Source organism: Devosia sp. (assembly GCF_028290645.1).
Lineage (GTDB): Bacteria > Pseudomonadota > Alphaproteobacteria > Rhizobiales > Devosiaceae > Devosia_A.
The window spans coordinates 1-20,788 of sequence record NZ_JAQGJL010000236.1; the positions used below are offsets into that span (position 1 = coordinate 1).

General features: G+C 66.2%; 13 protein-coding genes. 12 read left to right on the forward strand and 1 reads right to left on the reverse strand.

Annotation, left to right across the window (positions count from 1 at the left end; genetic code table 11):
• The 8 genes from JWQ89_RS13125 to JWQ89_RS13160 all read left to right on the forward strand — a co-directional run.
• The coding region (locus JWQ89_RS13125) for an adenine deaminase C-terminal domain-containing protein (protein WP_299641713.1) at positions 1-1,064 on the forward strand (1,064 nt) is incomplete at its 5' end.
• A gap of 143 nt (positions 1,065-1,207) precedes the next feature.
• Positions 1,208-2,224: a LacI family DNA-binding transcriptional regulator gene (locus tag JWQ89_RS13130; protein ID WP_299641715.1), complete on the forward strand. Its 1,017-nt coding sequence runs from the start codon at positions 1,208-1,210 to the stop codon at positions 2,222-2,224.
• A complete protein-coding gene (locus JWQ89_RS13135) occupies positions 2,221-2,985 on the forward strand; it encodes a glutamine amidotransferase (RefSeq protein ID WP_299641716.1) in 765 nt (254 codons plus the stop codon). Before JWQ89_RS13130 ends, JWQ89_RS13135 begins: the two co-directional genes overlap by 4 nt.
• Positions 2,982-3,563 (forward strand): AAA family ATPase, encoded by a 582-nt coding sequence (locus JWQ89_RS13140; RefSeq protein WP_299641718.1) that lies wholly within the window; start codon positions 2,982-2,984, stop codon positions 3,561-3,563. Before JWQ89_RS13135 ends, JWQ89_RS13140 begins: the two co-directional genes overlap by 4 nt.
• Positions 3,564-3,747: 184 nt before the next feature.
• A complete protein-coding gene (rbsK, locus tag JWQ89_RS13145; protein ID WP_299641719.1) occupies positions 3,748-4,671 on the forward strand; it encodes a ribokinase in 924 nt (307 codons plus the stop codon).
• Positions 4,672-4,812: 141 nt separating this feature from the next.
• Positions 4,813-5,463, forward strand: a complete 651-nt coding sequence (locus JWQ89_RS13150; protein WP_299641720.1) for a response regulator transcription factor — start codon at positions 4,813-4,815, stop codon at positions 5,461-5,463.
• A 177-nt stretch (positions 5,464-5,640) separates the two neighbouring features.
• A complete protein-coding gene (locus JWQ89_RS13155; RefSeq protein WP_299641722.1) occupies positions 5,641-6,126 on the forward strand; it encodes a plastocyanin/azurin family copper-binding protein in 486 nt (161 codons plus the stop codon).
• Between the two features lie 415 nt (positions 6,127-6,541).
• The gene (locus JWQ89_RS13160; protein ID WP_299641724.1) at positions 6,542-7,183 is read left to right on the forward strand and encodes a response regulator transcription factor; all 642 of its coding nucleotides are present in this window, start codon (positions 6,542-6,544) and stop codon (positions 7,181-7,183) included.
• A gap of 8 nt (positions 7,184-7,191) precedes the next feature.
• Here JWQ89_RS13160 and JWQ89_RS13165 read toward each other — a convergent pair whose 3' ends face one another.
• Positions 7,192-8,550: an ATP-binding protein gene (locus JWQ89_RS13165; RefSeq protein ID WP_299641726.1), complete on the reverse strand. Its 1,359-nt coding sequence runs from the start codon at positions 8,548-8,550 to the stop codon at positions 7,192-7,194.
• A 228-nt stretch (positions 8,551-8,778) separates the two neighbouring features.
• On the opposite strand from JWQ89_RS13165, the gene JWQ89_RS13170 reads away from it, so the two are divergent.
• From JWQ89_RS13170 to JWQ89_RS13185, 4 genes are all read left to right on the forward strand, one after another.
• On the forward strand, positions 8,779-15,369 hold the full coding sequence (locus JWQ89_RS13170) for a peroxidase family protein (RefSeq protein WP_299641728.1): 6,591 nt from the start codon (positions 8,779-8,781) through the stop codon (positions 15,367-15,369).
• Between the two features lie 87 nt (positions 15,370-15,456).
• Positions 15,457-17,199: a type I secretion system permease/ATPase gene (locus JWQ89_RS13175; protein ID WP_299641730.1), complete on the forward strand. Its 1,743-nt coding sequence runs from the start codon at positions 15,457-15,459 to the stop codon at positions 17,197-17,199.
• Positions 17,200-17,201: 2 nt separating this feature from the next.
• Entirely contained in the window at positions 17,202-19,007 is a 1,806-nt protein-coding gene (locus JWQ89_RS13180) for a cadherin-like domain-containing protein (protein ID WP_299641731.1), read from the forward strand.
• A gap of 17 nt (positions 19,008-19,024) precedes the next feature.
• A complete protein-coding gene (locus tag JWQ89_RS13185) occupies positions 19,025-20,365 on the forward strand; it encodes an HlyD family type I secretion periplasmic adaptor subunit (RefSeq protein ID WP_299641732.1) in 1,341 nt (446 codons plus the stop codon).
• Positions 20,366-20,788 lie beyond the last annotated feature (423 nt).

Here is a 20,788-nt window from a genome sequence, read left to right on the forward strand (position 1 = left end):
GCATCCACTCGATGACCGAGATCATCAAGGGACTGCTGGAGAAGGGCCTGAGCGACTGGAGCCAAGTGGCGTTTGCCACGGACGACAGGAGCGCCACGCTGACGCTCGAGACCGGCGCGACCGACCACAATGTGCGCACCGCCATCGCCGCCGGGCTGTCGCCCGAGATCGCCATCCAGTGCGTCACCCTCAACCCGGCGCGGCACATGCGGCTGACCCCGTGGGTCGGCTCGATTGCGCCGGGGCGCTTCGCCGACATGGTGCTGCTGGAGGACGTGGCGTCTCTGAAGATCGGCAAGGTGTGGGCCGATGGCGGGCAGGTCTCCGAGGGGACGAAGTACGTCCCCGCGGTACCCGACATCGCCTGGCCGGAATGGGCGACGCGGACCATCAACATTGGGCGCGAGATCAAGGCCGAGGATTTTGCGATCAAGGCCCCGGCAGAGAGGCGGACCGTGCAGGCGGCGGTGCTGCGGCCGTTCCACTGGCACCCGGAGTTCCTGACCATGGAGCTGCCGGTGGCGGATGGTGAGGTGCAGCGGCTGGAGTCGGAAAACCTCACCAAGTTCGCCATCGTCGATCGCTTCAGTGGCGAGGGGAAAGTCGCAAAGATGTTCTGGCGCGGTTGCGGGCCGCGCGATCCGGATACCGCGCTCGCCTGCTCGGTGGCGCACGACAAGCACAATATCTGGACCTGCGGCTCGTCCGACGCGGCCATGGCGCTGGCGGTGAATACCTTGCGCGAGACGCAGGGGGGCTGGGCGCTGGTGCACCGGGGTAAGGTCACGGCGACGGTGCGCTTCGAGATCGGCGGGTTGATGAGCAAACGCCCGGCGGCGGAGCTGGACGCGGACATGCAGGCGCTCTACCGGGCGGCGGAGAAGGTCGACTGGATGTATGAGCCGACCTTCCGGCCGCGCTGGAACCCGGGATTCCCGGAACGCCTGATGTTCGCGACGCTGACCTGCGCGCCCTGGACCTGGGTGCTGGTGGCGCCCTCGCCGCTGGCGCCGGAGGGGTTCGTGAACGTGGCGACGGGAGAGGTGCATCCGGTGGTTTGGTGAGGCTATCGGACGGCCGGTGGCTGTGGGGTCCACACGCGTCCAGCCCATCGCGTCAAGTACAACAACCCGGTGAAAACCCCCTACGAAACCGCTTTACTAAAGCGCTTGCGCCGATCTAGCTTACCTAGGCGAGCGGGGGTGAGATGGCCACGATTCATGACGTAGCGCAGGATGCCGGGGTGTCGCCCACCACGGTGTCGCGCTATTTGAACCATCGCATCGAGCTGCCGCCCACCACCTCGGCGCGCATCGACGCGGCCATTGCGCGACTCGATTACCGCCCGAACCTCCTCGCCAAGCGCCTCTCGACCGGCAAGACCGAGGCGGTGGGCCTGGTGACCCCGGAAATCCGCGAGCCGTTCTTTGCCGAGCTGGCCTCGGCCTTCGAGGACGAGGCCGATCACCACGGCTACACCGTGTTCATGTCGTCGACCCGCTCCGACCGCGACCGCGAGATCGCCTCGCTCGAGCGGCTGCACGACCGGCATGTCGATGGACTGCTGATGATGACCAACACCACCGATGACGGCACGCTCGCCGCGCTGATCGGCAGGCGCAAGAACGTCGTCATCGTCGATGAGGATATCCCCGGCGTCAGCGTGCCGCGGCTGTTCGTCGAAAACACCGAGGGCGCCTATGCCGCGACGCGGCACCTGATCGAGGCCGGCCATCGCCGCATCGCCTATATCGGCGGCCCGCACGGCCTGTTCACGGTGACCGAGCGGCGCGAGGGTTTCCTGACGGCGATGAACGAGGCGGGGATCGCGGTGCGCCCCGAATATGTCGCCATCGGCAGCTTCGCGGCTGAACTGGCGCGGGCCGCGACGAAGAAATTCCTCGAGCTGCCGCTGCCGCCGACGGCGATCTTCGCCTCCTCGGACTATCTCGCCATCGGCGCGGTGATGGGGCTGCGCGATGCCAATGTGAGCGTGCCCGACGAGATGTCGCTGATCGGCTTCGACGACATCGCGCTCGGCGCCTTGCTGACCCCGCCGCTGACCGCCATCCGCCAGCCGGTCGAGGCGCTGGGACGGCAGGGCTTCCTGACGCTCCTGGCGTTGCTCAACGGCGAGGCGCCGCCGATGCTGACGCGGCTGCCGGTCGAACTCATCCGGCGCCAGTCTGTCGCCGCACCAACCAGCAAGGACTTTAGAGCGTGAGCAAGCGCGTACTGATCGCCGGGGAATCCTGGGTTACCCATTCGATCCACACCAAGGGCTTCGACAGTTTTACCACCACCGAATACAACGAGGGGGTTCGGTGGTTGAAAGCAGCGCTCGAGGGCGGTGGCTGGGACGTGACGTTCCTGCCCAACCATCTCGCGGCGCGCGATTTTCCGCAGACGCGGGAGGCGCTGGCCACGTATGACGTGGTGATGTTATCCGATATCGGAGCCAACACGCTGTTGCTCCATCCCGACACCTTCGTGCGCTCGGTGCCGCTGCCCAACCGGCTGGTGTCGCTGCGCGACTATGTGAAGAACGGCGGCGGGCTGGTGATGATCGGCGGCTACCTCACCTTCCAGGGCATCGAGGCCAAGGGCAAATATGCCGGCTCGCCGGTCGAGGAAGCCCTGCCGGTGATGCTCCACCATCACGACGACCGGGTCGAATCGCCGCAGGGCGTCGTCCCGCATGTCGGCGACAACCCCACGCACCCGATCCTCGCCGGCGTCTCCGGCGAATGGCCGGCGCTGCTCGGCTACAACGAGGTGGCGGCCAAGCCCGACGCCGAGGTGCTGGTGCGGGTCGGCGGCGATCCGCTGGTCGTCGCGGGGACCTATGGCGAGGGGCGCTCGGTGGCGTTCACCTCCGATTGCGGCCCGCACTGGGCCCCGCCGCCCTTCGTCGACTGGGCGGGCTATGCGCCGCTGTGGAACGGTATCGCCAACTGGGTTGCGAAGAACGAGGCCGGCAAATGACCAAGGTGAAGCAGGCCCCCGATCCCTGGCAGCGCACCACCACCGAGAATGGCTTTCCGGCCGACGAGGTGATCTCTGCGCTGCAGAAATCCATCCGCCGCGGGCTCGTGGAGAACGCGCTGCTCTTGGGCTGGGAGATGTATCTGACCAGCCCCGAGATGGAGCAGAAGCTCTGGGACCGGCTGGCGGTGATCTCGGTGGAGGATGTCGGCTTCGGCAATCCCGATGCGCCGGTGCTGGTCGATACGCTCTATCGCACGCACCAGCGGTTCGATCGGCCGACGCATGACCGGTTCCTGTTCGCGGCGCATGCCATCCGGGTGATGGCGATGGGGAAGAAGGATCGCACCACCGACGACATGGTCAACTGGGCCAAGCACGCCATGGCGTTCGGGGAGCGGATGCCGGAGATCCCGGATTTCGCGGTCGACATGCATACCGGGCGGGGCGAGGCCATGGGGCGGGACTACCTTTACTTCATCGAGGAAGCCAGCAAGGTGTCGCCCGAGATCGAGGGGCGGGACGTCAAGTATCGGGAGTGGATCCTGGCGGCGTTGAGGGCGGGGAAGCTGACGTAAACTGAGAGAGACGATCCCTCCCGGCCTCCCCCATAGAGGGGGAGGTGAAGAGTCGGGGCTGTGGCTCAATGGTGCCAAGCACTGGATGCGGCACCCTCTCCCTTTATGGGGGAGGATGGGAGGGGGCCGTCTGCCGGAGGTCATACCGAGAGGCGCGCACAGCGCCCGAACTGGAGGAGAGAGCATGCGCGCAGCTGTCGCCGTACTCGGCATTTTCGTCGCGGACCTGGCGTTTCGGGCGCCGCGCCTGCCGCTGATGGGCGAGACCATCCTGGGGCAGGGGTTCAAGGATGGGCCGGGCGGGAAGGGCTCGAACCAGGCGATTGCCGCGGCCCGGGCGGGGGGCGATGCGCGGATGATCACCCGCATCGGCCGCGACACCTTTGGCGAGATGGCGCAAAAAGCCTGGGCGGCGGACGGGATCGATATTTCCGCCGTAGTGATCGACGAGACGCTGCCGACCGGCGCGGCGTTCATCTTTGTTTCGACCGAGACCGGCAACAACGCCATCATCGTCGAGAGTGGGGCCGCGGCGATGCTGTCGCCAACCGATGTGGCTGCAGCGGAGCGGACCATTGCCACCTCCAAGGTGCTGGTGACGCAATTCGAGCAGCCGGTGGAAACGGCGATCGCCGGCCTGTCGCTGGCGCGGAAGCACGGGGTGATCACCATTCTCAACCCGGCGCCGGCGGTGGCGGTGGACGATGCGATCTACGCGCTCTGCGATTACGTCACCCCGAACGAGACGGAAGCCGCGACACTGACCGGCCTCAAGGTCGAGACCGAGGCCGAGGCACTTGCCGCGGCGACGGAACTCGTCCGCCGTGGCGCGAAGAACGCGCTGATCACGCTCGGGGAGAAGGGCGCGCTGCTCCATGGCGAGGCCGGGACGCACATGGTGCCGGCGTTCAGGGTGGAAAAGGTGGTCGAGACCACCGGCGCCGGCGATGCCTTCAACGGCGGCTTCGCCGTGGCGCTGGCCGAGGGCATGTCGCCGGTCGATGCCGTGCGCTTCGGCTGCGCCACTGCGGGGCTCTCGGTGCAGAAGCCGGGGACTGCGCCCTCCATGCCCAGCCGCGCCGAGATCGAGGCGATGCTGGCATCCTAGCCGCGGCCATCCGCGTGCTTCGGACATTCCACCGGAGACGGGTCTGCCAACTAGTACTCAAGCACTATACAGGCGCTGCCACGTAATGGTATACGAATTACTAGCGTCGATCTAAGAGTTCTTGTGTACCGGTGGGCAACCATGCACCAGACGCGAGTAAGTGTAGCACTAGTCGATGATCATCCCGTCCTGCTGGAGGGAATGAGGGCGCTGTTTGCGCGCCAGCCCGCCTTCAGGGTGGTTGCCACGGGCGTCTCGGCCAGCGACGCCCTGAGCATCGCCGAAACCCACCGCCCGGATATCCTGTTCCTTGATCTAAGCATGCCGGGCGACGTCTTCGCCGCGATCGCCGAGATCGCCCGCCGCTTCCACCCGACCAAGGTGATCATCTTCACGGCCTTCGCCAGCGTCGATTCCGCCACGCGGGCGCTGGAGGCGGGAGCGGCCGGCTTCGTGCTGAAGGGGGCGCTGGCCTCCGAACTGTTCGACGCCATCGCCCATGTGCGCCGCGGGGAAATGTTCATCACCCACCAATATGCCAGCCAGGTGCTGGTCGGGCTCAGGAGCCGCGCGCCGCGGGAGGCGGTCAACGGCGCGCTGAAGCTGAACCTGCGGGAAAAGCAGATCGTCGGCCATCTCCTCCAGGCCAGGACCAACCGTGAGATCGCCTCGAGCCTTTCGATCAGCGAGCAGACGGTGAAGCGCTACATGACCAACCTCATGCTGAAGCTGAATGCGCGCAGCCGGGTCGATGTGGCCGTCCAGGCCCAGCGCAACGGCCAGCTCGACTAGACCGCCGGATCGCCCCGGCGTTCTGAATTGCGGGCGCCGTCCTGCTCCGGCAGTGGCCCGATGTCCGTGGGCCTGAGACTTCAGTTACCCCGCCCATTGGGACTTTCGGACCTCACGGCCGCGAGCCACATCCTGTAGCCTTGGCCCTCTATCTGGAGCGAACCGGAGGCAGATGCGATGCTCAAGATCTCGAAGCAGATTGGCGTGCTTGCAACGACGCTTGCCCTGACGGCCCTCGCCACCGCGGCGGCGCTATCGGCCCCCTCGGTCATTGTGGTGACGCTCGCGGACGGGGCCGATGCCGGCATGGCAACGGACATGGCGATGCCTGCCGACATGGCGGGACCCCCGATGACCATCACGGCGTCCTCGGACAAAATTGGCCCGGGCGAGGTCACCTTCTCGGTGGCAAACCAATCCAGCGAGCTCATCCATGAGATGATCGTGGCGACCGTGCGGGACCCGTCCGCTCCGCTCTCCTACATAGATGCCGACTTTCAGGTCGACGAGGATGCCATCCAGGTCCTCGGGGAAGTTCCCGATCTCGAGCCGGGAAAATCCGGAGAACTGACGCTTGCCCTCGACCCGGGCACCTATGTGTTGTTCTGCAACATGCCCGGTCACTACAAGGCCGGCATGTGGGCCACCATCACGGTCGAATAGCCCGAGCCTGTCGCGGCGCAACATATGTCGGGATGCAGCATGACTTCGGGAGCTGAAGCGCTGGTCCGTCCCCGCTTCCGCTGGGCGATGGTGTCGGCGGTCGCCATTGCTCTTGCAGCAGTGCCGGCCGGCGTCGCGTCCGGCGGGGAGCCGATAGACTGTGTGATCTATAGCGGCCAGACGCTCGGCGAGTGTCTCCTGATCCCGCCCGCGACTCCGGCCCCTGCACCAGCCCCGGCGTCGCGCGGCAGGGTCGCAACTGTCCCCGGCAAGTGTAACGTAGGGATTGATCATCGATCGTCTGCTGCATGGCTGGGTGTTCAAACAATCGAGAGCCAAAGTCTGCAGTCAAGGAATTGATTTGCTTATCGTGAGGGGCGGTGTGTTTATAGCGTTGTTGGCTGGGAGGTAGTAAATGTCGGACCCCGTCACGGTTGCGTTCGTCGACGACCATCCGCTGCTGCTGGATGGAATTGGCGCTCTGTTCTCGCGCCGGGGATACCGCGTTGTCGGCAAGGGTAGCTCTGCTGATGCCGCCCGCTCGATCGCAACGGCCTTCGCCCCTTCGCTGATCTTCGTCGACCTCAGCATGCCCGGCGATCCCTTCGGCGCCATCAGCGAGATCGCCACGCAGGGCCGAACCAAGGTGATCGTTTACACCGCGGACAGCAGCGTGGACGTCGCACTGCGTGCCCTCGATTTCGGGGCCAGCGCCTTCGTCGTCAAGGACAGCATCTCGAACGAACTGTTCGATGCGGTCGAGGCGGTCCTGCGCGGCGAGGTGTTCATCTCGCGCGCCCATGCAGGCAGGATACTGACCGGGCTGAAGAACCGCGCCACACGCGAAAACGCCGAGCGTGGGGCGAAGCTGAGTGACCGCGAAAAGCAGGTTGTCGAACTGCTGCTCAAGGCAAGGTCCAACAAGGAAATCGCGCTCACCCTGTCGATCAGCGAGAAGACCGTGAAGCACCACATGTATAGCCTGATGAGCAAGCTTCATGCCCGCAACCGCGTGGAAGTGGCGCTCGCTGCCCAGCACCAGCTGCACATGACCTGACGGCGAAGTCAGGCCTCGGGATCGATCGGCAGGGCGACATAGATGCGCGTGCCGCGCCCGGGCCTCGAATGCACGCTGATCTTGCCCTTCAGGGCCTTGACGCGATTGCGCATGCCGACGAGCCCCAGGCCCTTGTGCTGGCCCTCAGTGGGATCGAAGCCCTCGCCGCTGTCCAGCAACATGATTCTAAGCCGGCCCTGCGAGGCCCCGGCTATCACGTGCTGGCCCTTGCCGCCGCCATGCCGGTGGCTGTTGTTCAAGCCCTCCTGGACGATCCGGTAGCAGCAGATCTTCACCGCCGGGGGCGCATCTTCGGGCAGGGTCTTGAGGGTGAGCTTGACGATGCCGCCGGTCGTCGCCTCGTAGCGGCTGACGGCCATTTCGAAGACATGCGGCAGGGAGGCGGTGGGGATTTCGGGGAGGATCAGCCCGGTCGAGATGTTGCGCAATTCGGCATAGAGCGCCTTGGCCAGCTGGATCGTGCTGGCCGACGCATGCAGCGTCGTGTCGTTGCTGTCGATCGGCTCGTCGGACATCTGGCCGTCGCGACCATATTGCAGCGACAGCATCAGCGAGCTGAGGGTCTGGATCGGCCCGTCATGGATATCGGCCCCGATGCGCGACAGGTAGTTCTCGTTGGTTTCGCTGGCGTCCACGCGGGCATGCTCGGCCACCCGGCGCAGCGCGTTGTTCTGGCTCGCCAGCTTGCTGGCGGCGTTGACCTGCCGTTCGAGACTTTCGCGCTGCTGCTGGATCGTGCGGCTCCCCTGCGCCACGATCAGCAGCAGCAGCGACAGCATCGAGGTGGTGATCGCCGCCACGATCCCCCAGGTGAAGACGCGGGTCGCATGCTGTTCCTCGATCATCGCAACGGCGCTCTGGTAGAACTCGCCGACCGCGATGATCTGGCTGGTGCCGGTCCGGTAGAGCGGCGCATAGACCTCGAGGAGCCGGATGTTGTCCGCGGGAGCAACGCCCTGGATCACCTCGTCTAGCTCCTCGAAATGCTGTGCCAGCTGGCCGCTGGCGGCCACCCGGATCTGCTCTTCGGCGCTCTCGAAGGGAGGGATGTTCTTGTGCGAGGAGTAGACCAGCGTCCCGTCGAGCCGCCAGATCTTCAAGAGGATGAAGCGCTGCCGCAGGTCCTCGGTGGCAAGAAGCCGGTCAAGCGGCTGTTCGGCCTCTGCCGACATGGCGCCCGCGGGGGGCAGGTCCTGGACGAATGGCTGGAGGAATGCCTGCAGAAAGATCGCGCCGGCCTCGGCCGCACTCTTCGTCGTGCTCTGCTCGATGCGGTCGCTGGCCCAGTTGCCCAGGACGATCATGGCCACCACCACCACGGGAGCCGCGACCATGAGGAAGCGCACCGACAGGCTGGTCTCGCTCCACCGGCGCCGCAATCTGCGGGGCAGATAGGACCAAAGTCGGGCCGCTAGTCGGACAGAAGGCCGATTGGTCGAGCGAGTCCTCAGTTGCACCATCTGATAGGACTTCCTTACCTCGCCCTGACATGGGTGGCAGTTCTACTGTCTAGCGTGGAATTGGCGTTGTTCAGACTTGCACAAGAACAATCGCCAAAACAATGGGAGACAGAGATGCCGTCGGTCCGCGCGTTCAACATTACCCTCAGCGATACCAACTTTCTGCTCGACCAGTTGCGGCAGACTATCGTCGTCGTGCGCTACGACGCCAACGGGCAGGCCGTTTTCGGGTACGTCAACTCGCTCGGGGCCACCGTTGAGCTCGGCACGTTCGGCACCTTCGACCCGCTCGCCGTCACCGACCCGACGAACGGCAATGCCCTGATCTACGACGGCGCCCGCGACCCGACCGGCATCCGCATCCTCCACGGTTTCTTCAACAACCTCACCGGAACGCCTGGATCGCCCGCCGCCTGGAAGTGGGGCTCGGCCGACGAGCCGTTCCCGCGCCTGACCCCTGCCCAGTACAATCACTATGTCCACCAGGTGGTGAGCAACGCGGCGCTGACCAGCACGGCATTCGCCAACTACCTGGCCGCCCATCCCAACCTGCCGGCGCCCCAGGCCGACAGCACGGCGCTCTACGCCGACCCCAGCACGTCGGTGGTCGACTACACGCCGCGCATGATCACCCAGACGATCTCCTCATCGTACATGCAGCATGCAGCGGGGGTCGCCGACAGCGCTTTCGCGCGCGCCGATATCGCGACCGACACCTTCACCGAGACCATCACCCGCGCCGACGGCACCACCGAGGTGGTGGAAGAGAGCGTCATCCGAAACCAGAACACCTTGCCGGGCGACCCCTCCACCAGCGGCATCTTCACCCTGTTCGGCCAGTTCTTCGACCACGGGCTCGACTTCATCGACAAGGGCGGCCAGGGCGCCAAGATCGTCATCGCGCTCGATCCGAGCGATCCGCTCTACCGGGCGCCCGGCACCAACGGTGCGGGCGACCCTGGAAACCTCACCATCACCATCTCGCGCGCCACGCCGGACGGCTACACCTTCCTCGATATCCACGGCCGGCCGGTCTCGATCGCCGGCGCCGACGGGGAGTGGAACACCGAGGACGACCTGGCCTCGATCGCCGACCTGGGCGCCGACGGCGTTGTGGGCGGCGGCGACGACACCCCGACCGGCTTCCAGACCCAACCCAGTGCAGCCAACTACACCAACCACACCTCGCCCTATATCGACCAGAGCCAGAGCTACGGGTCGGACCAGCAGGTCACCAACCTGCTGCGCGAATGGGTGCAGGACCCCAATACCGGCGCCTGGCGCCCGGGCGCCGAGCTGTTCGACGGTCATCAGATCAAGCAATATACCACCGCGGCCTTCGGGACGACGACGCGGACCGTGCCCACGCTCAGCGAGCTCAGGGCTCACCTCGCCGCCACCGGCCGCGGTGACGCAGACAGCGCGCTGACCTGGGACGACATCGGCAACCTTCGGGCGCGCGACGCCGCCGGCAACGTCCTCGACACCAATGGCACCTCCGCCGGTGGCTATGTCTATACCGGCCAGGCACTGCTGCTGGACATGAACCCCCATTTCGACAATGCGCCGCTGCGGCTGACGCAGGCGCATGTCGACGCCCTCAATACAGCCGTCGGCCTGCCGGCCGGGACCCTCCACTTCTATGGTACGCTCGCCGGCGAGACGGTGGCCGCCAACATGGGCCAATTGACCGACGGCACGAACATCGGGGCGTTCGCGCTGGCCCCATGGGTGAACTTCGCCAACTTCAGCATCACCGCGGCGGACCCGGCGGTCTATGACGCCATCAGCACTATCCTCATGGACTCGGTCGGCGATCACTACATCGCCGGCGACGGCCGGGCGAACGAGAATTTCGGTCTTACCTCGCTGCACCACGTGTTCCACGAGAACCACAACGTCCAGCTGATCGAGGTCGAGGCCAACATTCTCGCCCAGACCGATGCTGCACTCCGCCACGGCTTCCAGCTCGCCGTCACCGGGAGCGCCCCGACCGGAGCCGGCGTGACGGTAGTCGGCGGGCACTACGAGGATGCCAACGGCAACTACACCAATGCAGCGGGTGCGGTCTCCTGGGATCCCGACAAGCTGTTCGAGGTCACCAAGCTCATCAACGAGATGGAATACCAGCACGTCGCCATCGACCAGTACGCGCGGCTGGTGACGCCGGACCTGCCGGAATTCGTCACCTACGATTCCAGCATCAATGCCGACATCACGCTCGAATACTCGCAGGCCGCCTTCCGCTTCGGGCATTCGCAACTGCGCGAGACCATCGACGCCATCGATCCCAACGGCATGGTGACGAAGTTCGCGCTGGCGGGAGCGTTCCTCAATCCTGCGCAGTTCGCGGCCGTCGGCGCCGCGGACATCCTCCACGGCATGTCGCAGCAGGTTTCGAACGAGATCGACGAGTTCCTGACCCCGGCCATGCAGCAGTCGCTGCTCGGCCAGGCGCTCGACCTCGGGGCCATCAACATTGCCCGGGCGCGCGATGTCGGACTGCCCACGCTCAACGAAACGCGGCGGGCGCTGCATGATGCGCTGGTGGCCGAACGCGCCACCGATCCCAGCACCCCGCACCACACCAACCTGATCGTGGATGCGCTCAATCCCTATACCAGCTGGGCCGACTTCGGCTCGCAGATGCTGCACCCGGAATCGCTGGTCAACTTCATCGCCGCCTATGCGTTCGACGGCGATCTGGCGAAGGCCGAGGCGATCATCGGGCTCGACGCGGGCACCATTCTCGAAGGTTCGACCGAAGCTGAGGGCTTCACCTACGATCAGGCGGTGAACTTCCTCAACGACTCACTCGCTTCGGGCGATCCGCTGGCAGCGGGCGCCAACGCCTTCAACGACATCGACCTGTGGATCGGCGGCCTGGCCGAGGTCCACGTCTTCACCGGGCAGGTCGGCTCCACCTTCAACGCCATCTTCGAGGACCAGATGGAGCGGCTGATGGATGGCGACCGGTTCTACTACATCTACCGGCTCGGCATGTCGGGCGCCGGCGCCCTGCTGCAGGACACTGACCTCGGCCACACCATTGTCACCGAGCAGTTCCGCGACCTCATCGAGCGCACCACCGGCGTGCTGCACCTCAACGGCGACGTGATGGGCTACGCCGACAGCTATATCGAGCTCGGCAGGTCCTTCGTCCCCGGCCAGAACCTCCTCGCCTACAAGGGCGAGCTCATCCACAATTCCGCTGGCCTCGAGGTCACCGCCAACCAGGGCGACATCAAGTACATGTTCGATGGAACCGCCTGGGTTCCCATCCTCGCGGACTTCAAGACCGCCCACAATTACGGCGACCAGGTTGCGGCGCAGCAGATCGGCATCTACTCGGGCCCGGGCGGCGCGACGAGCGGCAATGGCGGCGTGATTACCAAGTCGGTCGCCGACCTCGGGATCGTCAACCAGCAATATATCCGCGACTTCCGGCCCAATCTCGGTGCCAATGACGATGGCACCGACAACCAGGGGTTCGACTCCCACGAAGTCCTCTCCGGCACCGACTACCGGGATTTCATCCTCGCCGGCAACGGCGATGACACGGTGTACGGCGACAAGGGCGACGACATGCTCGACGGCGGTGGCGGCGCCGACCATCTCTATGGCGGCGACGGCCAGGACGCGCTCTATGGCGGCGACATCGAGGACTTCGTCGACGGCGGCGCCGGCGACGACTGGGTCTATGTCGGCAGCAGTTCCGGAGCGCTCGACGTGGCCATCGGCGGCGACGGCAACGACCGCGTCTACGGCGAAGCCGGCATCGATGAAATGTACGGCGGCGCCGGCGACGACTACATGGATGCCGGCGGCGACACGGACATCGTCTTCGGCGACAGCGGCAACGACCAGATGTTCGGCGGCGATGGTCCCGACGAGCTCCGCGGGGGTGACGGCGACGACATCCTCTCGGGCGGCTCGGGCCCCGACATGCTGAAGGGCGAGCGCGGCGACGACATCATCTATGGCGGTATCGGCCAGACGGCGCAGAACGGCGACAGCGACGAGGTGCTCGGCGACATCGGCTTCGACATCGCGGCCTATTCCGACGTCAACCTCGTCCTCGACGTGGCTGCGGACCTGCGCAACATGAACCTCACCGCGGCAGGCGGCGCCACGCCGTTCAACCCGTTCAACCAGCTGCTCGTCGACGTCGAGGGCATCATCGGCTCAAGATTCGACGACCGGATCATCGGCGCCGATGCCGGCACTGGCGTGGACGGCCAGCCCACGGGTGACAACTGGCTCATCGGCGGCGGCGGCAACGATACGTTCAACACCACCATACCCGACGCCACCGACAGCATCGGCAGTGGCGGCAACGACCTGATCATCGGCGACGGGATCAGGCTCGATACGCTGATCGGCAAGTATGACGGCTACACCGGCGGCTTCGACGCCAACGGCAACGCCCTGCACGGCTATACCGGCACGCTCAGCGCCGGCCTGCTCGGCAACGCGGCGCTCGGCACCCAGATGTTCGCCAAGCACTATACCGAGCTGCTCAAGACCGAGCGCAACCAGAATCTCGTCCTCGGCACGGACGCGGGAACGGCAGGCGCCGCCGATACGGCGGTGTTCACCGGCAATCGCTCCGAATACACCGTGGAACGCATCCAGTTTGCGAGCGCGAACGAGGGAACGGTCACTGCCTTCAAGATCACCCACAACAACAATGGACCGGACGGCATCGACCTCCTTCTCGGTATCGAGAAGTTCCAGTTCGCCGACGGCACGTTCACCCAGGAGGGGCTGTTCGACGTTCGGCCCCAGGGCGTTGTCGCCTTCGCCGTGACCGAGACTCCAAGCGGCGTGAGCAATTCGGCGAACGCGGTCCGGCTGACCGGCGCCAGCTCGCTGACCGATCCCGACAACGTGTCGGCCACCAACCCCACCGGCGCGGTGACCGCCAACATCACCTACAGCTGGCTGACGAACGCCAATGCACCCATCTCGACGCTGACGACGGCCAATCCCTACGTCGATCCGTCAGGCCGCCTTGTGCTTCACACCACCTCGGGCACCGTGGTCCGCGAGACCGCGGTCTATACCGATGCAGCCGGCAACCCGACGACCGTCACCACCGACTGGAACATGATCGTCGGCACCAGCGGCAACAACAACCCGCTCAACGGTACGACCAGCACCACGGTTGGTGACGCCATGTTCGGGCTCTCCGGCAGCGACGTGCTCAACGGCCTCGCCGGAGCCGACCGGCTCTATGGCGGCGCCGGCAACGACACCCTCAATGGGGGGACCGGGAACGACTACCTCAACGGCGGCACGGGCGTCGACATCATGGCCGGCGGCGACGGCGACGACCTCTACGTGGTCGACGACACCAGTGGCACGGCCACCCAACGCGACCAGATCAACGAGGCCGCGACTGTCGCCGGTGGCGTCGATACCGTCACCGGCGACCTTAGCCTCACCCTTGTCAACTACGCCAACGTCGAGAACATCACCCTGACGGGCACCGGCAACTCCACTGCCACCGGCAATGCCGGCAACAACGTCATCACCGGCAATACCGGCAACAATACGCTGAACGCCGGAACCGCGGGCACCGACACGCTGATCGGCGGCGCGGGGAACGACATCTACGTGGTCAACCATGCGGGCGTCACCATCACCGAAAACACCGGCGAAGGCACCGATACGGTCCAGACGACGCTGGCTGCCTATTCCCTCGCGGCCCTCGCCGCCGTGGAAAACCTCGCCTTCACCGGGGCGGGGGCCTTCACCGGGACCGGCAACGCCTTCAACAACAGCATCACCGGCGGCACCGGCGCCGACATCCTGACCGGCGCCGCGGGCAACGACACCATCGGCGGCGCCGGCGGTTCCGACACTGCAGTCTTCGCCGGCGGCATCGGCAATTTCAGCCTCGCGGCGACGACCGGCGACATTACCGTCACGGATACGACCGGAGCCGATGGCACCGATACGCTGACCAGCATCGAGCAGCTGCGCTTCAACGGCGTCAACTATGGCGTCGTCCTCGGCACGAATTTCAACAACACCACTCTGAACGGCGTCGCCGGAGCAGTGGGATCGCAGGCTGTGTTCGGGCTGGGAGGCAACGACACGATCAGCGGCGGGGCCGGCGACGACTACATCAACGGCGGAGCCGGTACCGATGTCGCCGCGTTCTCGGGCACCTTGGCGAACCACGGCTTCGCGCTCGGCGCCGGCGGCCTCGTCGTCTCCGACCTCAGGGCAGGAAACCCCGACGGGACCGATATTCTCTCCGGTATCGAGCAAATCCGGTTCGGCAGCCAGACGCTGAATCTGGCGGTCGGGACGGCCGGGGCCAATACGCTCACTGCCGGCGCCGGCAGCGACCTGATGATCGGCTTTGCCGGCAACGACACCTTCGCGTTCGGTTCGGCGGGCAACGCCAACAACGACATCATCCAGGACCTCCAGATCGGCGACCGCATCGATCTTTCGGCGATCGATGCGATCCAGGGTGGGGCAAACGATGCCTTCACCCTGGTCAACCACACCAGTCCCGGCGACGTCGGGACCGGCCTCACGGCCACCGGGCAGGTGTCCCACTACCTCGATGCGGCCAGCGGGCACTATTTCCTCGCCGGCAACACCAATGGCGACACCAATCCGGAGTTCCGCATCGATCTGGGGACCACGCTCCACACCTTTGCCCCCGGGACGGACATCGTTCTTTGAACTGGACCAGGGGCAGCCAATTGCCCCCCGTCCATCCATGCCGGCTACCACGCGGGGGCCGGCCAATCCTGAAGCGGGGTTCATCGAATGGCTGGCGCGAAAACGGCGAACCGGATGGCGGAGGAGCGCAGCGACGAACTGCTGCGCAGCCAGTTCAAGGGCATCGGCATCTTCGTCTTCTGGATATCGGGGATCATCAACGTGCTCGCCCTGACGGGCTCGATCTACATGCTGCAGATCTACGACCGGGCCCTTGCCAGCGCCAGCGTCCCTACCCTCGTGGCGCTCTCCGTCATCGCCCTCGCGCTTTATGCCTTCCAGGGCGTCTTCGACATCATCCGCGCCCAGCTCCTCGTCCGCGTCGGGGCCCGGGCCGACCGGCTGCTAGCGCCCATCGCGCACCGGGTCGGGGTGGACATGCCGCGCTTCGGCTTCTCCACCGCCGTGGCGCTCGAGCGCGGGCGCGACGTCGATACGCTGCGCGGCTTCCTCGGCTCCCAGGGGCCTATCGCACTGTTCGACTTGCCATGGGTCCCGGTCTACCTGATCTTCGTGAGCTTCCTGCACCCCCTGCTCGGCATGCTCACCATGGGGGGCGCCCTCGTCCTCGCATTGCTCACGGTCACCACCGAGCTCATGTCGCGCAAGCTCACGTCGGCCGCGCAACAGGCTTTCGTCGCCCGCAACGCCGTTGCCGACAGCAATGCCCGCAATGCCGAACTGCTGAAGGCCATGGGCTTTGCCGGCGCAGCCCTCGACCGCTTCAACCGCGCCAATCGCGAGCATCTCACCCTGCAGACGCGGGCCAGCGACATCGTCGGCACATTTTCCGGCATCTCGCGCGTGCTGCGCATGATCCTGCAGTCGGCCCTGCTGGGGCTGGGCGCCTACCTCGCCATGGAGGGACAGATGTCGGCGGGCGCCATCATCGCGGTGTCCGTGGCCTCCTCGCGGGCCCTCGCGCCCATCGACATGGCGATCGGCAACTGGAAAGGCGTGATGGCGGCGCGGCAGGCGTTCAAGCGCCTGCGCGAAACCATGCTGGCCATGGGCACGCCGACCAAGCCGATGAACCTGGGGACGCCGAGCAGGACCCTCAAGGTCGAGCACATCACCGTCGCCGCGCCGGCGAGCGGTCGCGTCCTCCTCAACGATGTTTCCTTCGAGCTGAAGGCGGGCCAGGCGCTCGGCGTCGTCGGGCCCAGCGCGGGTGGCAAGACCACGCTGGTCAGGGCCCTGACCGGCATCTGGTCGCCGCTCCGCGGCAGCGTCCGGCTCGACGATGCCGAGACGGTTCACTGGGACGACGGGAGCCTCGGCAAGCACATGGGCTATCTTCCGCAGGAAGTTGCCTTGCTCGACGAAACCGTCGCCGCAAATATCTCGCGGCTGTCCGAACAGGCGGATTCGGCGGCCATCGTGGAGGCGGCGAGGGCGGCCGGCGTGCATGAGATGATCCTCAGGCTGCCGGACGGCTACGAAACGCAGCTCGGCCCGATGGGCGCCTCGCTCTCGGCCGGACAAAGGCAGCGGATCGGCCTCGCCCGGGCCCTCTACGGCAACCCGTTTCTGGTGGTCCTCGACGAGCCGAATTCGTTCCTCGATGCCGACGGCGAACAAGCGCTCGCCGCGGCAATCGAGAGTGTCCGCCGGCGCGGCGGCATCGCCATCGTGGTCGCCCATCGCCTCAACGTGCTGGCCGGTGTCGATCTGATCGCCGTGATCCAGGACGGCCGGCTCGCGGCGTTCGGCCGTCGCGAGGAGCTGCTGGCGCCGCGCGACATTCCCGCCGACCGACAGGCGGCGGGGCCCAAACTGGCAACGGTGTAATAATGCTGATCGAAACCAAGGCACGAGACCCCAAACCCAACCCCGACGAGGCAAGCCGCTTCGACTTCGCCGACGGCGAAAAGAAGTCCCGCCTGCCGATCTGGGTCACCCTGACGCTGACCGGCGTTTTCGCCTACTTCAGGGCCTTTGCCGGCAGCCATGAATCCCACGCTGCCGAAGCGCCCTTGCCGGCTCATTCCGCTTCCGACGCCCACGCGCGAAGCCCAGGCATGCTGTCGCTCGTCCCCGCCCTCGCCGATCCCGAAGAGGGGTGGGATGAGCCTTCCCGCCCCCTCGCCACCGCCAACGGCTGGGACGACGGCTTGATCCTCTCCGCCGACCAGATATTCGTCTTCGACTCCTACGCCGGCAGCCCGAGGGCGCGCTGGCGCGAGTTCTTCAGCGTCCCGCATCTGGCGAGCCCCGGAAACGACAATGGTGGCCGGCCCGCATCTGCTGCCGGCACCGGGGGTTCGCGGCCGATGCACAATGCGCACCCCGCCGGGCCCGCCCGTGATCCCGGACCCGCCGAGGCCACAGCCGCTTCCGGCGCCGCGGCCTCCGGTTCGGGGCCGGGGAACGGCAGGACCAATCGGGCGCCGGTGGTGAAGGCTCCGGTCCGACTGCACGACGTGCTGGCCGGCCAGGTGATGCTGCTGACGCTGGGCGACCTGCTGCTCGGGGCGCATGACGCCGATGGCGACGAGCTGCACGCGACCCATGTTCACGCCAGCGTCGGCCAGGTCGTCGCGGCCGGCGATGGCTGGGCCTATATCAACGATGCCCCCGGCGAACGCCCGGTGACGCTGAGCTACGAAGTCGACGACGGCCGGGCCAGCGTGCACCAGACCGCCACGTTCAATATCGTGAGCCAGACGCCCGCCGCCTCAGCCGCTGCGACGGCCAGCGATGGCTCGAACGCCGCCCCGGCCCCCTCGGACAGCGGCCCGGCACAGGCGGCACTTGGGATAACCGCGGCGCCGGGCGATCAGAATTTTCGCGAGGGCGACGATGGCCTTGCCGGCGACGATCTCCTCTTCGGCGACGCCGGCAACAACATCCTGCGCGGCGGAGCGGGCGACGACGAAATCCACGGCGACGCCGGCAACGACGTGATTTCGGGCGCGTCCGGCAATGATCGCATCTTCGGCGACGCCGGAAACGATATCCTCGATGGCGGCGAAGGTGATGACATCATGTCCGGCGGGGACGGCAACGACCTGATCGCCGACGGTTCCGGCGACGACCAAATCGACGGGGGCGAAGGCGAGGATGTCCTCGACCTTTCCGCCACCACCCTGGGCGTCCTCGTCGACCTCGACACCGGCGCTGTCTCGGGCGTCGAGATCGGCAGCGACACCATCGCCGGCATCGAGCAGGTCTTAGGCGGCGCCGGCGACGACATCTTTGTCCTCGGCGCCGAGTCCGTCCAGATTGTCGGCGGCGACGGCGACGATCTCTACGAAATCTCGCCCGATACGGATTACGTCCTCGTTCTTGTCGGTGACACGGCGCCGGCGGAATCGCAGAGGCACATGGACATAGTCGACTTCGAGGTCGGCGACCTGCTCAGGGTCGGCTCCTACGAGATCCGGGAGACCCGGGCCGAGGAGCCGGTGCCGCAGTTCGACAGCCTCTACGCCGACACCGGCCAAGATGACGCACCCCCGATCAAGACGCGGGACGATCATGTCGACGATTTCGACGTCACCATAATCGAAGCCGACCTCGATAGGGACGGCACCTACGAGGTCTATGTCAGTCTGCGCGGCCTGCATGACCTGCACGTCGAACACCCGATCGCCTGAGACAGGGAGTCCCGTCAGTGAGCACCGCGGAAATCCGAGGCCTCGATCTTTCCGGCATGGATGCGGAAGGCCGGCAGTTCGCGAGGCGCTTCGCGCTTCGCGGGCGGGTCATCGTCGCCGTGCTCTTTGCGCTGCTGCTGGTGGGGGTGATCGGCGGCTGGTCCGCCACCTCGAAGCTCTCGGGTGCGATCGTGACGAGCGGCACGGTGCTCGTCGACGGCGAGGTCAAGGCGGTGCAGCAGGTCGACGGCGGCATCGTCAAGCAGATCAGCGTCAAGGACGGCGATCAGGTCTCCTTCGGGCAGGTTCTGCTGCGGCTCGACGACGTGCAGATACGCGCCGAGCGCGACATCCTCGTCGGCCAGCTGGGCGAACTCAACGGACGCAAGGCGCGCCTGGTCGCGGAACGCGACCTGCGCCAGGCCATCGAATTCCCGCCCGGTTTCGCGGCGAGCTACCGCAACGCGGCGTTGGTCATGCGCGGCGAGCAGCAATTGTTCGATGGCGGGCTGCGCGCCCGGACGTCGCAAAAGGATCAGCTGACACTGCAGATTTCGCAGCTCGGCAACGAGATCAACGGGCTCATTGCCCAGCAGAAGGGCCAGGCCGACGAGTTGGCGCTCGCCAAGGAAGAGCGAACCGGGCTCGCCGACCTCGCCGGCCGGAAGCTGGTTGAAGGCGCGCGCCTCACCGCGCTCGACCGCGATATCGCCCGCATGAGCGGGCAGGCCGGCGCCATCCAGTCCAACATTGCGCGCGCCGAGGGCAAGATCAGCGAGATCAACCTGCAGGTTCTGGCGATCGACGAGACGGCGCGCAATGACGCCCAGCGTGAACTGCGCACCGTGGACTCCCAGCTTGGCGAGGTCGAAGAGCGGCTTCGCGCCACCGAGGATCGGCTGGCGCGGACCGAGGTGAGGGCCCCCGCGGCCGGCACCGTCAACGAACTGGCGGTCCATACCGAGGGCGGTGTCATCGTCCCCGCTCAGACCTTGATGACCATCGTGCCGTCTGGCGCGGCTCTGAAGATCGAGTTCCACGTCGCGACCAAGGACATCGACCAGATCGACGTTGGCCAGGCTGCAAGGCTGCGTTTCACGGCGTTCAATCGCCGGACGACCCCGGAAATAGCGGCCCGCGTCACGCGCGTCTCGGCCGCTGCAACGAGGGATCCGGTGACCGGCGAGCACTACTACACGGCCCAGGTGGAGCTGGTCGGAAGCATGAGCGCGCTCGAAGGGCGCCTCGTTCCCGGCATGCCCGTCGAAGTCTACGTCCAGACCCAGGAGCAGGTGGCGCTGGCGTATTTTCTGAAGCCGCTCACCGACCAGGTGATGCGGGCATTTCGCGAGGAGTGACATTCATCGATGCCGGGCGGACGCGTCGGATGACCCTGCGGGCATGAAAAACCCCGACCTCGCGAGAGGCCGGGGTTGATTGGTCGGAGTAGAGTGATTCGAACACTCGACCCCCTGCTCCCGAAGCAGACCACGGCGGCTCGGCCCACGCATTTCCGGGCGTTTCAGAGCTAGACCGGGAGCAAAAGTCTCGTTTTGTTCCGCTAACCCTGTCGGTGGACTGTCGGTGGAAACGCGACAGAGGGGGGACCGGAGCCCTCGATCCCCTCATCGTCCAGTGACCTGCTGTTGTCCCAATAGCCGCCATTGAGAAGCGGTGGGCCGCCCTTGGCTGCTTCCTCAGCGCGCCGGTGTATCTAGTGTTGCTCTCGCGCGGAACGGCTGCCAAGGTCGCAGTTTTCGAGGATGACGACCTCTACAGGG

Coding starts and splice junctions, on each gene's coding strand:
- JWQ89_RS13155 (WP_299641722.1), top strand. CDS start 5,641: ATGCTCAAGATCTCGAAGCAGATTGGCGTGCTTGCAACGACGCTTGCC.
- JWQ89_RS13150 (WP_299641720.1), top strand. CDS start 4,813: ATGCACCAGACGCGAGTAAGTGTAGCACTAGTCGATGATCATCCCGTC.
- JWQ89_RS13170 (WP_299641728.1), top strand. CDS start 8,779: ATGCCGTCGGTCCGCGCGTTCAACATTACCCTCAGCGATACCAACTTT.
- JWQ89_RS13140 (WP_299641718.1), top strand. CDS start 2,982: ATGACCAAGGTGAAGCAGGCCCCCGATCCCTGGCAGCGCACCACCACC.
- rbsK (WP_299641719.1), top strand. CDS start 3,748: ATGCGCGCAGCTGTCGCCGTACTCGGCATTTTCGTCGCGGACCTGGCG.
- JWQ89_RS13175 (WP_299641730.1), top strand. CDS start 15,457: ATGGCTGGCGCGAAAACGGCGAACCGGATGGCGGAGGAGCGCAGCGAC.
- JWQ89_RS13130 (WP_299641715.1), top strand. CDS start 1,208: ATGGCCACGATTCATGACGTAGCGCAGGATGCCGGGGTGTCGCCCACC.
- JWQ89_RS13160 (WP_299641724.1), top strand. CDS start 6,542: ATGTCGGACCCCGTCACGGTTGCGTTCGTCGACGACCATCCGCTGCTG.
- JWQ89_RS13180 (WP_299641731.1), top strand. CDS start 17,202: ATGCTGATCGAAACCAAGGCACGAGACCCCAAACCCAACCCCGACGAG.